Annotated in this window: 13 protein-coding genes and 1 other RNA gene; 4 read left to right on the top strand and 10 right to left on the bottom strand. The window is 66.8% G+C overall.

Features of this window, described 5'->3' with window-relative positions; genetic code table 11:
* Positions 1–46: 46 nt before the first annotated feature.
* From QRM60_RS05085 to rph, 8 genes are all read right to left on the bottom strand, one after another.
* Positions 47–445: an XVIPCD domain-containing protein gene (locus tag QRM60_RS05085; RefSeq protein WP_103700353.1), complete on the bottom strand. Its 399-nt coding sequence runs from the start codon at positions 443–445 to the stop codon at positions 47–49.
* A 28-nt stretch (positions 446–473) separates the two neighbouring features.
* Positions 474–1,799, bottom strand: a complete 1,326-nt coding sequence (gene pepQ / locus QRM60_RS05080; RefSeq protein WP_285445743.1) for a Xaa-Pro dipeptidase — start codon at positions 1,797–1,799, stop codon at positions 474–476.
* Between the two features lie 208 nt (positions 1,800–2,007).
* Positions 2,008–2,352, bottom strand: coding sequence for a PilZ domain-containing protein (locus QRM60_RS05075; RefSeq protein WP_011038358.1), 345 nt, complete (start codon positions 2,350–2,352; stop codon positions 2,008–2,010).
* Positions 2,349–4,781, bottom strand: coding sequence for a DUF1631 domain-containing protein (locus QRM60_RS05070; protein ID WP_285445742.1), 2,433 nt, complete (start codon positions 4,779–4,781; stop codon positions 2,349–2,351). The genes QRM60_RS05075 and QRM60_RS05070 overlap by 4 nt, the downstream gene beginning before the upstream one ends.
* 67 nt (positions 4,782–4,848) lie before the next feature.
* Positions 4,849–6,006, bottom strand: a complete 1,158-nt coding sequence (gene hemW / locus QRM60_RS05065; RefSeq protein WP_115571816.1) for a radical SAM family heme chaperone HemW — start codon at positions 6,004–6,006, stop codon at positions 4,849–4,851.
* Between the two features lie 16 nt (positions 6,007–6,022).
* A complete protein-coding gene (gene rdgB, locus QRM60_RS05060) occupies positions 6,023–6,622 on the bottom strand; it encodes an RdgB/HAM1 family non-canonical purine NTP pyrophosphatase (RefSeq protein ID WP_161962786.1) in 600 nt (199 codons plus the stop codon).
* Positions 6,619–7,011 (bottom strand): VOC family protein, encoded by a 393-nt coding sequence (locus QRM60_RS05055; protein WP_115556682.1) that lies wholly within the window; start codon positions 7,009–7,011, stop codon positions 6,619–6,621. Before QRM60_RS05055 ends, rdgB begins: the two co-directional genes overlap by 4 nt.
* Positions 7,008–7,733: a ribonuclease PH gene (gene rph / locus QRM60_RS05050; protein ID WP_115556681.1), complete on the bottom strand. Its 726-nt coding sequence runs from the start codon at positions 7,731–7,733 to the stop codon at positions 7,008–7,010. The genes QRM60_RS05055 and rph overlap by 4 nt, the downstream gene beginning before the upstream one ends.
* 112 nt (positions 7,734–7,845) lie before the next feature.
* Here rph and QRM60_RS05045 point away from each other — a divergent pair, with 112 nt between their 5' ends.
* The 4 genes from QRM60_RS05045 (at position 7,846) to QRM60_RS05030 (ending at position 12,326) form a co-directional block, all read left to right on the top strand.
* Entirely contained in the window at positions 7,846–8,706 is an 861-nt protein-coding gene (locus QRM60_RS05045; RefSeq protein ID WP_043921935.1) for a YicC/YloC family endoribonuclease, read from the top strand.
* A 152-nt stretch (positions 8,707–8,858) separates the two neighbouring features.
* Positions 8,859–9,470, top strand: a complete 612-nt coding sequence (gmk, locus tag QRM60_RS05040) for a guanylate kinase (RefSeq protein WP_011038351.1) — start codon at positions 8,859–8,861, stop codon at positions 9,468–9,470.
* Positions 9,471–9,713: 243 nt separating this feature from the next.
* Complete coding sequence (gene rpoZ, locus QRM60_RS05035) at positions 9,714–10,013, top strand: DNA-directed RNA polymerase subunit omega (protein WP_002812428.1); 300 nt, start codon at positions 9,714–9,716, stop codon at positions 10,011–10,013.
* 141 nt (positions 10,014–10,154) lie between these two features.
* Positions 10,155–12,326, top strand: a complete 2,172-nt coding sequence (locus QRM60_RS05030) for a bifunctional (p)ppGpp synthetase/guanosine-3',5'-bis(diphosphate) 3'-pyrophosphohydrolase (RefSeq protein ID WP_050911301.1) — start codon at positions 10,155–10,157, stop codon at positions 12,324–12,326.
* Between the two features lie 58 nt (positions 12,327–12,384).
* On the opposite strand, the gene QRM60_RS05025 is transcribed toward QRM60_RS05030, so the two are convergent.
* Together QRM60_RS05025 and QRM60_RS05020 are read right to left on the bottom strand one after the other, a co-directional pair.
* A non-coding RNA gene (locus QRM60_RS05025) (sX9 sRNA) lies at positions 12,385–12,459 on the bottom strand.
* A gap of 61 nt (positions 12,460–12,520) precedes the next feature.
* Positions 12,521–13,390 (bottom strand): LysR family transcriptional regulator, encoded by an 870-nt coding sequence (locus QRM60_RS05020; RefSeq protein WP_076053964.1) that lies wholly within the window; start codon positions 13,388–13,390, stop codon positions 12,521–12,523.
* Between the last annotated feature and the right edge of the window lie 259 nt (positions 13,391–13,649).

Here is a 13,649-nt window from a genome sequence, read left to right as displayed (position 1 = left end):
GATGTGACCGTGCCTGGCGCGTCGCAAGCATGACGCGCCGCCAGTTTCATTGACCCAACTGCGGCGTCTGCATGCGTTCTGGCTGTTGCAGCGCCTCGCCAGGTGCAGCGATCTGCCGCGCACGCTCGAAGGACTGTTCCTCGGGCGTAGCCAGTGCCTGCTCGGTTTTCATGTGCGCGCGCAGATGCGCCGGGTTGGCTGGGTCGCCCTGTACCACGAACACGTTTTCGCCGCCGTGCACGCCGGTCTTGTTCGCTTCGCTCATCAGCACGTGATCCACGCGCGACAGCCCGCCTTCTTTGGCCAGGGGCAACAAGGCAGCGGTCAGTCGCGCACTGGTCTGGTCTGGGGCGCGCCCGTGCGCGGCGTCGATCCCATGCACGCCGCGTTCGATCTGCTGGTACATCGGGTGGTCGGGGTGCGAGGTCTGGCGTGGATCGTTCATGGCGATGCTCCGTGCTGTGCAGTGCGAATCAGGGTGCGGCAAACACCGGGCGGGTCAGGTTTTCCGGATCGCCGTCGGTGCAGGCCACTTCGTCTTCGATGCGGATGCCGCCGTACGGCGCGAACTGCGCCACGCGGTCCCAGTTCACGCTGGCGGCATGGCCGTTTTTCTTGACCTCGTCCAGCAGCATGTCGATGAAGTACACGCCGGGCTCGATGGTGACCACCATGCCTGGTTCGAGGACGCGGGTCAGGCGCAGATACGGGTGGCCGTCCGGGCGCTCGATGCGCCCGCCGCGATCGCTGGCTGCAAACCCGGCCACGTCATGCACCTGCAGGCCGATCAAGTGGCCCAGGCCATGCGGGAAGAATGCGGCGCTGACGCCGGTGGCCAGCGCAGCTTCGGGCGAAACCGTAATGATGCCGAAATCGCGCAGGATGCCCATCAGCGACAGGTGCGCGTCCACATGCAGTTGCTTGTAATCCACGCCGGCACGCACCGCATTGCCCATGCGCAGCTGCGCGGCATCCACCGCATCGATCAGCGCCTGGAACTCGCTGCCGGCATCGGCGGCGTAGGTGCGGGTGATGTCGCTGGCATAGCCATGCGCCGAGGCGCCGGCATCGATCAGAAAGCTGCGCAGTGGCTGCGGCGCCTGCCGGCCGAGTTCGGTGTAGTGCAGCACCGCACCGTGTTCGTTGAGCGCGATGATGTTGCCGTACGGCAATTCGTTGGCGTCCTGGCCGACTGCGCTGCAGTACGCCATGTGGATGCCGAACTCGCTCTGGCCCGCGCGGAACGCAGCCTCGGCGGCGCGGTGACCACGCACCGCCAACTGCTGCGCGAGCCGCATCACGGCCAGTTCGTACGGTGTCTTGAAGGCGCGTTGGTAGTCCAGGAAGTCGAGCACCGCGGCCGGGTTGTTGGGCACGCACGCGCCCAGCGCACTGGCGGCTTCGCCCAGGATGGCGCAGCGCTCGGTGCGGGCGGGCAGCAGCGGCAATGCGGCCTCCGGCGTGCGGATGATGTGGATGTCGCAGTGCTCCACCCACCAGCCGCTGGGCGCGTCGGGCACCACGTGCCAGTAGTCGAACGGCTGATAGAAAATCACCGTCGGCCGCTTGCCGGGCGTGTAGACCAGCCAGCTGTGCGGCATGCGGGTAAGCGGCACCCAGGCCTTGAACTGCGGATTGACCGCAAACGGGTAGTCGCGGTCGTCGAACAGCTGGTAATGCGTGGTGCCGCTGGGAATGACCAGATGATCGAAGCCGCCACGCTGCAGCGCCTGGTCGGCGCGCGCGGTGAGCGTGCGCAGGTGGTCGGAATACAGGGCGCTCAGGGATGGCTGGGTCATACGGGCTCGATCGGCGTTGCAAGGCAATGCGCAATTTTGCCGCAATCGTTGTGAGGCTGTCCTGGCGCGGCGAGCGTGAGCTGCGCAGCTGGGGGAGTTGGTTGCGTGCCGCCGCCGCCGTGCATCTGCCGGCCGGGTGCTGTCATGCATTCACCTGGGGCGCTGCAACTCCGCGCGAACGCGTCAGGCATCGGCGCGCCCCCGAGCGCTAGACCAGATGCTCTTCCGCAATCCAGGCACGCAGGCGCTGGCGGTGCGGCTCGGACATGGTCAGGAAACGGAAGCCAGCCCAGGCCTGGCCTGGCGCGTGGGCCGCTTCGGACCACAGCAGGTGCACGCCGACGTCGATTTCGGTGGCGCGGCCGGCGCGCTCGGGCAGGGCGAACCGCAGCTGATACAGCGCATCGTCGTGCAGCGGCACCGAGGCCAGTAGCAGCATGCCGGTTTCCGAGACATTGCCCAGCCGGCCGATCTGCGCCTCGCTGAGCATGTCGGTGACCGGCACCAGGTCGGTCGGCTGGCGGCGTGGGGCGCGGCGGGTGTCCTGGATCATGCGCGCGCCTCTGTGTCCGCTGCAGTGGATTGGCCGGCCAGCGTGCGCAGCGTGCGCACAGTGGCGTGCCAGGCGCGATCGATCAGCCGCGATTTTTCTTCGACCAGCAAACGCACCTGGCCGGCGGCCATCAGCCGTGCCAGGCCGTCGAGCGAATGGTCGGCCACTTTCTGCCCGCGTTGATTGACGAACAGCGCGTGGTCGGTCATCGGGCTGTACCAGGACAGCCGCTGCCGGCGCAGATCGCCTTGCTGATTGACCACGAACTCGAACCAGGTGCCGAACGGCAGGCTGCGCAGCTGCGTGTAGCAGGCGTCTTCTTCCGGGGAACGCGGCACTGCGTTCTGCTTGCGCGCCGCGCTGTCGCCTTGATCGCCCAGGCGCGTGCGTGCCTTGAGCTTGGCGGTCAGCTCGGTGCGCGAGGTCAGCGCGTCTTCGCCGCCGGGCGTGGAAAGGCGGCGCGCAATCGCCGCCGCTTCATCGCCGTGGTAGCCCACTTGCAACAGGGCAGCTTCCACCTCGCTGCCCAGCGCGGTATCGGTGGGGTGATCCTTGGTGCGGCAGGTGACCTCGGCGATCCGGGCGGTGAGCGTCTGGCGCTCGTCCCATTCCGGCGACTGTTCGCCCTGGCGCAGCAGGGTGAGCGTGAGCACATCCGACCAGGCCTGGCGCAGTAGCGATTGCACAAAGCGCGGAGGCGGAGCCGCGTCCTCGCAGACCTGTTCGATACGCGCCTGCGCCTGCTGCTTGGCCGATTCCAGCCGTTCCTTGCCGCGTGCGGCGTCCACATGGCGCCGCTCGGCCACCTCGGCCTTGCGGGCCAGCGTGCGCAGATGGGTCTGGATGTCCTCGTTGGCGGCGGCGAACACCGCTTCATCGCCCTGGTAGGTATGCACGATGCTGTCGACCGCAGTGCCCAGCTTCTGCAGTAGTTGCGGGTCGACGTCGTCTTCGCCCAGCCACACGGCGCCGGACTCGGCCACGGTGTTGAGCAACTCGCGCACCGGGTGCTGGTCGCGCACGAAGAAATGCGCATCGGCCAACGCGGCGCGCACGACCGGTACCTGCAACTTGGCCAACAACGCCTGCGCCGGGGTCTGCTCACGCACCTCGCGCTGCATCTGCGCGTACAGCAGGCCGAGCAGGTCGAAGGTGTCGGTCTCCTGCGCCGACAGCGCAGCCTGCGGCCCGTGCTGGGTACGCAGTACGTCCAACAGCTGGCGCTGGATTGCCTCGATGCCAACTGGTGCAGCGGTCGACGCGACGGCAGGCGCAGCCATGGCACCTTGCAGGCTGGCCAGTGCCGCGTTGAGCGCGGCCTTGGGCACGGCGGTAGCAGGCGGCTGCGCGCTGGCGGAGTGTCCGGCGGCCGTCGCTGCGGCGGTCATGGCGCCTGGCTGCGCGAGCGACGACGAGAGCGTTTGCACATTGCCCGACTGCGCTGCGCCCGCCTGGCCCTGGCGCGCGGACGACATCAGCCCGCCGAGCGCCTGCACCGCATCGGCCAGCGCCGGTGAGGTCGCTTGATCCTGCGCTGCGGTCGATGCCGGCGACGGCGCTGCGGACGGTTCAATCAAGGCGCTTTGCCAGGCGGTCGGCGCAGCCTGGCCGCTCCACCCGGTGGCGGGCCGTGACGCCGGCGCGCGCTTGCCCGCGCCCACGTCCTTGGTCATGCCCTGCGCAGCATGAGCGGGCCGGCGGTTTTGCACCTGCGTTGGCTTGACCAGATAGGGGTGATAGATCAGCCCCGGCAGGATGCCTTCGTGGGCCAGCGTGGCGTTGATGCGCTCGAACAGATCGCCCAGGCGCTCGATCACCTGGCGTTCGAACACGCGATACAACGTGAGCTGGCCGTCCAGACTCAGGCCCAGCGTCTCACCGCACTGGCGCAACACCCGGCACAACGCCCAGGGACCCAGCGGCACCGCTTCCAGTTCGAATTCCGGCACCGCGCCGACCACCGCCAAGCGCTGCGCCAGCAACTGCAGCACACCGGCACGTCGCGCTGTTTCGCGGCGCGCGATGTCGTTGAGCACGATGTCGCGATCGATGTCGGTGTCTTCCACCAGCGTCAACATCTGCGGATGCGTGGGCGCGTCGGCCACTGGCGCAGCGGCCTTGGGCGCGCGCAGTTCGGCCAGCGCCTGCGCCAGGTGGTGCAGGAATGCCTGCGGAAACTGCTCCACGTGCTCGCGCAATCCGCGCATCTGCGCATACGCCTCGGCCTGCTGCTGGCTGTTACGGGCGAATTCGGCCTGGTGCAGCAGTTCGCGCTCCAGCTCGACAATGGTCAGTCGCAACGGGCCACCCAGGGTTTGCGCGCATTGCGCATGCACGGTGGCCAGCAGGCGGCGGGCACGCGCAGACACCGGGGCATCGGCAATCGGGCCGGTGAGGGCGTGCGGCAGGGAAGAAGCGGGCGTGGACATCCGTGCAGGGCTCGTTTCGAAGCGTGAGCTATGTAGCACGTTTCGCCAGCGACCGCCCGCGCCCGGCTCAGGGCAGGAACAGCTCCACCACGTCGTTGGTGAAGCGCCGGCCCAGCTCGGTCGGCACGACGCGGCCATGCTGTTCGACCAGCCAGCCCTGCGCCATTGCGCGTGCCAGCGGTGCCTGCAGCACCTGCGCCGGCAGACCGGTGCAGGCTTCGAAATCGCTCAGCCGGAAGCCTTCATGCAAGCGCAGCAGGTTGAGCATGTATTCGAACGGCAGCCGCGCGGCAGGCACGTGCTCATCGCCGCCGATCGCTGCCGTGCTGCCGGCACTGGCCAGATAACTCTGCGGATGCTTGTGCTTCCAGCGCCGCAACACCTGTTGCTCGGCACCGGAACTGATCTTGCCGTGCGCGCCGGCACCAATGCCCAGATAGTCGCCAAACCGCCAGTAATTGAGGTTGTGCGCGCACTGCCGCCCGGGCTGGGCATAGGCGCTGACTTCGTACTGCGCATAGCCGGCCGCAGCGAGCAGGCGTTGGCAGTGTTCCTGCATGTCCCAGGCGTCGTCGTCGTCGGGAATGCCTTGCGGCGGGCGCGCGAAGAACACCGTATTGGGTTCCAGCGTGAGCTGGTAATGCGACAGGTGCGTAGGTTGCAGGGCGAAGGCGCGTTCCAGATCGTGCTCGGCCTGCGCCAGCGTCTGCTCGGGCAGCGCGTACATCAGGTCGATGTTGAAGTTGTCGTAGCCGGCGTCCTGCGCCAGCTTGATCGCGCGCTCGGCTTCGGCGCTGTCATGGATGCGCCCCAGGCGCTGCAATGCCGCATCGTCGAAACTCTGCACGCCGAAGCTCAACCGGTTGACCCCGGCCGCACGGTACCCGTCGAAGCGCCCGTGCTCGGCGGTCCCCGGATTGGTTTCCAGGGTGATTTCCAGATTGGGCGCAAAGCGCAGGCGCGCGGCGGCGGCCTGCAGGAAGCGATCGATCGCTTCGGGCGGAAACAGGCTGGGCGTGCCGCCGCCGAAGAACACCGAGTGCACCACGCGGCCCCACACCAGCGGCAGGTCCGCATCCAGGTCGCGGATCAGCGCATCCACGTAGTCGTCGAACGGCAGCGCGCCCTTGGCCGCATGCGAATTGAAATCGCAGTACGGGCATTTGCGCACGCACCAGGGCAGGTGCACATACAGCGCGAGCGGCGGCGGGATCAGGTCGGGCACAGCGGCGTGTCGTGGATCAAAGTGACAGGGCGTGCAGCTTGTGCTGCAGCGTGGCCAGCGCCACTGCGCGGTGGCTCAGGCGGTTCTTCAGCGCGGTGTCCATCTCGGCGGCGGTCAGGCCGTGCACCGGGTCCAGGAACACCGGGTTGTAGCCGAAGCCGCCGGTGCCGCGCGGTGCGGTGGTGATCACGCCTTCCCAGCTGCCTTCGGCGATCAGCGGTTGCGGATCTTCCGGGTGGCGCAGCAGCACGATCACCGCATAAAACCGCGCGCTGCGGCGCTCGGCCGGGATCTCGCGCATGGCCTCGAGCAGCTTTGCGTTGTTGGCGTTGGCATCGGTCGGGCTGCCCGCGTAGCGCGCGCTGTACAAACCGGGCGCACCGCCGAGTGCATCGACGATCAACCCGGAGTCGTCGGACAGTGCCGGCAAACCGGTCACCGCGCTGGCGTGGCGTGCCTTGATCAGGGCGTTCTCGACGAAGGTGAGCCCGGTTTCAGGCACATCCTCCACGCCGAGCTCGCCTTGCGCCACGATCTGCAATGGCAGATCGGCGAGCATGGCGCGCAGTTCTTCCAGCTTGCCGGCGTTGCCGCTGGCCAGGACCAGGTGTTTCATTGCTTGGGCTCCAGTAGATCCCACTTGGTGCCGTACAGGTCGCGGAACACGGCCACGGTGCCATAGGGTTCTTCGCGCGGGGTTTCCAGAAATTCCACGCCAAACGCCTGCATCGCAGCGTGGTCGCGCCAGAAGTCGTCGGTGTAGAGGAAATGATCCACACGCCCGCCGGTCTGGTCGCCGATCCGCGCTTGCTGCGCGGCGTCGGCCGGCTGCGCAAGCAGCAAGCCGGCGTCGTGCGCGCTGCCCGGGCCGATCACCACCCAACGTTTGCCCTCGCCGAGCGCGCGGTCTTCCAGCACCTGGAAGCCCAGTGCGCCGGTGTACCAGGCAATCGCCGCGTCGTAATCGGCAACCAGCAAGGTGGTCAGGGCAATGCGGCGCTTCATCCGGCGAGTGCGGCGCGTTGCAGTTCGAACAACTCGGCCACGCCCTTTTCGGCGAGTGCGAGCAGGGCGTTGAGTTCGTCGCGGCGGAAGGCATGGCCTTCGGCCGTGCCCTGCAACTCGATGAAGCCGCCACCGTCGTTCATCACCACGTTCATGTCGGTATCGCAGTCGCTGTCTTCCGGGTAATCCAGATCCAGCACCGGCTCGCCGCGGTAGATACCCACCGACACCGCAGCCACTGCGCCGATCAGCGGATGCTTCTTGATGTCGCCACGCTTGAGCAGCAGGTTCACCGCGTCGGCCAGCGCCACGTAAGCACCGGTGATGGCGGCGGTACGGGTACCGCCGTCGGCCTGCAGCACGTCGCAGTCCAGGGTGATGGTGCGTTCGCCCAGTGCATTGCGGTCGACGCAGGCGCGCAGTGCGCGGCCGATCAGGCGCTGGATTTCCAGCGTGCGTCCACCCTGCTTGCCGCGCGCGGCTTCGCGGTCGGAGCGGGTGTGGGTGGACCGCGGCAGCATGCCGTATTCGGCAGTGACCCAGCCTTCGCCCTTGCCGCGCAGGAAGTTCGGCACGCGGTTCTCCACGCTGGCGGTGCACAGCACGCGGGTATCGCCGAAGCTGACCAGCACCGAGCCTTCGGCGTGACGGGTGAAGGCGCGTTCGATGCGCACGGGGCGCAGCTGGTCGGCCGTGCGGCCGCTGGGACGGGAGAAGGACATGCGTTGGATCCGGAAGTCGGGAGGTGGTCGTCAGGCCAGTACGCGGCGGGCTGCTGCCGGCCGGCATGGCCTGCTAGGGTACCATTCGCGCTTTGCAGGCACTGGACTCACGATGATCCGAAGCATGACCGCGTTCGCCGGCGGCGAACGCATCACGCCATGGGGCACGCTCGGTTGCGAGCTGCGCTCGGTCAACCACCGTTTTCTGGAAGTGGGCGTGCGCCTGCCCGAAGAATTGCGTGCGCTGGAGCCGCTGTTGCGCGAGCGCGTGGCTGCCCGCAACAGCCGCGGCAAGCTGGACCTGGCGCTGCGCCTGCGCGCGCCTGACAGCGGTCAGACCCTGGCCGTCAACGAGGCGCTGCTGCAGGAACTGGGCGCGCTCGCCACGCGGCTGGATGCAAGCATGCCCAAGCTGCAGGTGAGCTTCACCGATCTGCTGCAATTGCCCGGCGTGTTGCAGGTGCAGGATGTCGATGCACCGGCGCTGCAGGCGCAGGCGCTGGCGTTGCTGGACGAGGTGGTGTGCGGGTTTGTGGCCGCCCGTGAGCGCGAAGGCGCCAAGCTGGCCGAGGCGATCAGCGAGCGCGTGGATGCCATCGAGCGTATTGCTGGCGAAGTGCGCACGCTGATTCCGGTGATCCGCGAAGGCCAACGCGCCAAATTGGCGGCCCGCCTGGCCGATCTGCCGCATCCGGTGGACCCGGGCCGCGCCGAGCAGGAACTGGTGCTGTGGCTGCAAAAGCTCGATGTGGATGAAGAGTTGGACCGTCTGTCCAGTCACATCGGCGAGATCCGGCGCGTGCTCAAGCAGTCCGAGCCGGTCGGGCGGCGCCTGGATTTCCTGCTGCAGGAATTCAACCGCGAAGCCAATACCCTGGGCTCCAAATCGGTGGACAGCCGCACCTCCAACGCGGCGGTGGACCTGAAGGTGTTGATCGACCAGATCCGCGAACAGGTGCAGAACATCGAGTAGCCGAGATTGGTGATTGGGGATTCGGGAGTGGTTGAGAGCAAATCCCGTGCCCCGGCGGACGGCGGCCAATACCGGTAGCATATCGACCCCGGTGGTACCGGTCCGCAGCACGTTCGCGACTCCCGACTCCCCAATCCCGAATCCCTGACCCTATGCGCGGCACCCTCTATATCGTTGCGGCCCCTTCCGGCGCCGGCAAGAGCAGCATCGTCAACGCCACCCTGGCGCGTGACCCCAAGATCGCCTTGTCGATCTCCTTCACCTCGCGCGCGCCGCGCCCGGGTGAGCGGCATGCCGAGCACTACCATTTCGTCTCTGCCGAGGAATTCCAGGGCATGATCGAAGCCGGTGACTTTTTCGAATACGCGCTGGTGCATGGCGACTGGAAAGGCACCGCGCGGCAGTCGGTGGAGCCGCAGCTGGCCGCCGGGCACGACGTGCTGCTGGAGATCGATTGGCAGGGCGCGCGCCAGGTGCGGCAGAAGGTGCCGGACGCAGTGAGCGTGTTCATCCTGCCGCCGTCGCGCCAGGCGCTGGACGAGCGCATGCGCAAGCGCGGGCAGGACAGCGAGGACGTGATGGCGCAACGCCTGGCCGCCGCTCGCGAAGAAATGCTGCATTTCGAGGAATTCGATTACGTGATCATCAACGAGACCTTCGACACCGCGGTGTCGGAGATGTGCGCGATCTTCACCGCCAGCCGGCTGCGTCGGCAGGCCCAGCAGCAACGCCATGCCGGGCTGATCCAGGCCTTGCTGGACTGAATCTGCCAGCTAGCGGGCAGGGCACCGCATGGTGCCGGGCCGCTGCTCGCCGTATCGGCCGCTTGCGGCAGGCAGCGCCAACGCGCGCCGCAGCGTCACACACCAGCTGCCGCAAGCCGCCCCAAGCGGCTGATTCCAAAGGAAACTGAATAAGCGCCGGTTGCCGCCACCGCGGCCCGGGCGTACACTCCGCCCCCTTTCCCTCATTCGATGCGCGGCCGTTGCTGGTCGCCGGGAGCCCGCATGGCCCGCATTACCGTAGAAGATTGCCTGGAAGTCGTGAACAACCGTTTTGAGCTGGTCATGATGGCCTCCAAGCGTGCGCGTCAGCTCGCCAACGGCGTGCAGCCGCTGATCGAGAACGCCGACGCCAGCGACAAGCCCACCGTAATGGCGCTGCGCGAAATCGCCGCACGCCGGATCGACAACGCACTGATCGATGAAGTCGAGAAGGCCGAGCGCGAGCGCGCCGAGCGCGAAGCCCTGGAATGGGCCGCCGCCGAAGTGGTCGCCGACGAAGACATGTCCAAGAACGACGACTGATCCAGGCGCGCGATCGCCTGCATCGTTGCGATCGATCCAAGCAGCCCGCCTTGTCGCGGGCTGTTTTCGTTTTGAGCGTGTGCAGTGAGTAAGTGCATGCAACCGTTTGCCGTCACTGCCGCGCTGGCATAGTCTTCCGCCATGAACCCAGGCCCCACTGCCCAGGCGACCGTTGCGACCGCTGCGTCTACCGACGCGGCCATTCCCGACTACGTCCTGCACCTCGAACGCGCCGCCAGCTACCTTCCCAAGGAGCAGCTGCCGATCCTGCGCCGTGCGTGGGAAGTTGGCGCCAGCGCGCATGCCGGCCAGACCCGCAAGTCGGGCGAGCCCTACATCACCCATCCGGTTGCCGTGGCCGGTGTGCTGGCCGAGCTCGGCCTGGACATGGAATCGCTGATTGCCGCGATCCTGCACGACACCATCGAAGACACGCCGCTGACGCGCGAAGAACTGGCGTCGGAATTTGGCGAGGCGGTGGCCGAGCTGGTCGATGGCGTCACCAAGCTGGACAAGCTCAAGTTCCGCGACCGCCAGGAAGCGGCGGCGGAAAGTTTCCGCAAGATGTTGCTGGCGATGTCGCGCGATCTGCGCGTGATCATGATCAAGCTCGCTGACCGCCTGCACAACATGCGTACGCTGGGCGCGCAGAGCACCGAAGCGCGCGGCCGCATCGCACGCGAAACGCTGGAAATCTACGCACCCATCGCCCAGCGCCTGGGCATGAGCCTGATCAAGTCCGAGCTGCAGAACCTGGGCTTCCGCGCGCTGTATCCGTGGCGCCACGCCATCATCGAAAAACACATCCGCAGCCAGCCGGTGGTGCGGCGCGAATCGATGGCGCAGGTGGAGGTGCAGCTATCGCAGCGGTTGGCCAAGGAAGGGCTGGAGCATCGCCTGGTCAGCCGCATCAAGACGCCCTGGAGCATCTATTCCAAGATGCACGAAGAGAACAAATCCTTCGACCAGGTGATGGATGTGTTCGGTTTTCGCCTGGTAGTGCGCTCGGTGGCCGATTGCTACCACGCACTCGGCGCGGTGCATGCCACCTTCAAGCCGCTGGACGGGCGCTTCCGCGATTTCATCGCCATTCCCAAGGCCAACGGGTATCAATCGCTGCACACGGTGCTGTTTGGGCCATACGGCTCACCGATCGAAGTGCAGATCCGTACCGAAGAGATGGACCTGATCGCCGAGCGCGGTGTCGCTGCGCATTGGACCTACAAGGTCGGCTCCGCTGCGCCCAATAGCGCGCAGAGCCGTGCGCACGACTGGATCGTGGAGCTGATCGATTCGCAACGCGCGGCCGGTTCGTCGCTGGAATTTCTGGACAACGTCAAGGTCGATCTGTTCCCGGACGAGGTCTACCTGTTCACGCCCAAGGGCAAGATCCTGGCGTTGCCGCGCAATTCCACTGCGCTGGATTTTGCCTATGCGGTGCATACAGATGTGGGCAACCGCGCGGTCGCCTCGCGCGTGGACAAGAAGCTGGTGCCGCTGCGCACCAAGCTGGTCAGCGGGCAGGCGGTGGAGATCATCACCGCGCGCTCGGCCACGCCCAAGCCGCAGTGGCTGGAATTCGTGGTCAGCAGCAAGGCGCGCACGGCGATCCGCCACCAGCTCAAGCAGCTCGAACACGAAGACGCTGTGCAGCTCGGCCACCGCATGCTCGACCGCGCGCTGGAAGCGATGGACAGTTCGCTGGAGCGGCTGCCCAAGGGACGCCTGGATGCGTTTCTCAACGAGCACCGCTACCCGCGCCTGGAGGCCTTGCTGGCCGATGTGGCGCTGGGCAACTGGATGCCCACCCAGGCAGCGCAGGCATTGATGGCCTACGCCGAGTTGCGCGGCGGCGGGCATTCCAAGCATTCGCACGAAAAGATCCTGATCGACGGCAGCGAGCGCGGCGTGATCAGTTTCGCCAACTGTTGCCAGCCGATTCCCGGCGACGAGATCATGGGCTACCACACCGCCGGCAAGGGCATCGTGGTGCACCGGCTGGATTGCCCCAACCTGGCCGAGCTGCGCAAGTCGCCCGAGCGCTGGGTGCCGATCGACTGGGACTCCAACGTCACCGGCGACTACGACACCGCGCTGGTGGTGGAAGTGGAAAACCGCACGGGCGTGCTTGCGCAGTTGGCTGCGGCGATCGCGCAGAGCCAGTCCAACATCGAGCGGGTGGATTATCTGGACCGCGACTTCAATGCGGCAGTGCTGCGCTTCAACATCCAGGTGCGCGACCGCCGCCATTTGGCCGAGGTGATGCGCCGCCTGCGCCGGCTGCACGTGGTGCAGAGCGTGGGCCGGCAGTAGCCGCGCGCGTCACTGCGGCGCAGGCAGGCGCAGCCCGCCAATGCGCCGCGCTTAGAGCGGCTAACAAACCGTAGCGAGCAGCCGTCAGGTAAGTGCGGACGGCGCGGAGAAACCGGCGTCTACGTGGGTACATGCCGATTTCGAGCACCGGCCGCGCGCGCCTGGCGGCTGCGCAGTCGTTTTGATAGCTGCTCTTAGTGGATGAAGTTGCGCAAGGCCGGGTTGTCGTTGTCCTGCTTCCAGACCAGATGCAGTTCCACGGGCGTTGCCGGCGCGTCGTCCTGCAGCGGCAGATAGACGATGCCCGCATAGCGCAGGCCACTGGCACCCTCCGGCACCAGCGCCATGCCCATGCCGCCGCGCACCAGTGCCAGCACCGAATGGATCTGGCTGACGTATTGCACCGAACGTGGCGCGATCCCGCGCGCGCCGAATAATTGCGCAAGCAGATCGTAGAAATACCGCGCTTCGTCGGGCGCGTAATTGACCAGCGGTTGCTGGTCGAAATCCTGCAGACGCAGGCTGCCGCGCTGCGCGAGCGGCGAATCTTCGGCCAGCGCGGCGATCAGCGGCTCGCGCGCCACGCACCGGCTGTGCAGGCCCGGCCGCTGGATCGGTGGACGCAGCAGGCCGATGTCCAGCCGGCCGGCATCCAGCGCATCGAGTTGCGCCAGGCTGACCATCTCCTTGAGTTGCAGATCCACATCCGGCGCCTCGCTGCGCCAGCGTGCGATCGCCTCCGGCAAGAAGCGATAGCTGGCCCCGGCAGTGAAGCCCACCGACACGCTGCCGGCGTCGCCTGCACCAATGCGGCGCGCCCGCAGCCCGGCGTTTTCGGCCAGGCGCAGAATCGCGCGCGCTTCGGCCAGCAGGCTGCGCCCAGCCTGGGTCAGCCGCACATGGCGGCTGTTGCGCTCCAGCAGCGGCGTGCCGACGTTGTGTTCCAGCAGCTGGATCTGCCGGCTAAGCGGCGGCTGGGTCATGTTCAAACGCTCGGCCGCGCGCCGGAAATGCAGCTCGTCGGCGACCGCGACAAAGCAGCGCAACTGTTGCAGATCGAACATGGCGCTATGACCTCCCGACGCTCGCTGGCGGGCAATTCGATGCTGCAACTGCAACATCGGCGGGCCCGCAATGCAGATGAATACGGCGCAGGTGACACCGACAGCCGTACTGAAAGCGGCTCACGTAATTACAGTGCCGCCAAAAACCGTTGGAAAAGCAGGTATTTGCGATGGACTAGCACCAATCGTGGCTCGATCGATTCAATTTATGTATCAAACAATACGTCCTTTGGTTTGGACCGGCAACGATGCGTCTTCC

Source organism: Xanthomonas sp. fls2-241-TYG-148, from assembly GCF_030208815.1.
Taxonomy (GTDB): Bacteria; Pseudomonadota; Gammaproteobacteria; order Xanthomonadales; family Xanthomonadaceae; genus Xanthomonas; species Xanthomonas campestris.
The sequence above is the reverse complement of the archived record's forward strand: the minus strand, read 5'-3'. Positions and strand labels throughout refer to the sequence as shown.

Bases quoted from the DNA above. Each gene is read 5' to 3' on its own strand.
- QRM60_RS05085 (WP_103700353.1), bottom strand. From the start codon at position 445: ATGAACGATCCACGCCAGACCTCGCACCCCGACCACCCGATGTACCAG.
- pepQ (WP_285445743.1), bottom strand. From the start codon at position 1,799: ATGACCCAGCCATCCCTGAGCGCCCTGTATTCCGACCACCTGCGCACG.
- QRM60_RS05075 (WP_011038358.1), bottom strand. From the start codon at position 2,352: ATGATCCAGGACACCCGCCGCGCCCCACGCCGCCAGCCGACCGACCTG.
- QRM60_RS05070 (WP_285445742.1), bottom strand. From the start codon at position 4,781: ATGTCCACGCCCGCTTCTTCCCTGCCGCACGCCCTCACCGGCCCGATT.
- rdgB (WP_161962786.1), bottom strand. From the start codon at position 6,622: ATGAAACACCTGGTCCTGGCCAGCGGCAACGCCGGCAAGCTGGAAGAA.
- QRM60_RS05055 (WP_115556682.1), bottom strand. From the start codon at position 7,011: ATGAAGCGCCGCATTGCCCTGACCACCTTGCTGGTTGCCGATTACGAC.
- rph (WP_115556681.1), bottom strand. From the start codon at position 7,733: ATGTCCTTCTCCCGTCCCAGCGGCCGCACGGCCGACCAGCTGCGCCCC.
- QRM60_RS05045 (WP_043921935.1), top strand. From the start codon at position 7,846: ATGATCCGAAGCATGACCGCGTTCGCCGGCGGCGAACGCATCACGCCA.
- gmk (WP_011038351.1), top strand. From the start codon at position 8,859: ATGCGCGGCACCCTCTATATCGTTGCGGCCCCTTCCGGCGCCGGCAAG.
- rpoZ (WP_002812428.1), top strand. From the start codon at position 9,714: ATGGCCCGCATTACCGTAGAAGATTGCCTGGAAGTCGTGAACAACCGT.
- QRM60_RS05030 (WP_050911301.1), top strand. From the start codon at position 10,155: ATGAACCCAGGCCCCACTGCCCAGGCGACCGTTGCGACCGCTGCGTCT.
- QRM60_RS05020 (WP_076053964.1), bottom strand. From the start codon at position 13,390: ATGTTCGATCTGCAACAGTTGCGCTGCTTTGTCGCGGTCGCCGACGAG.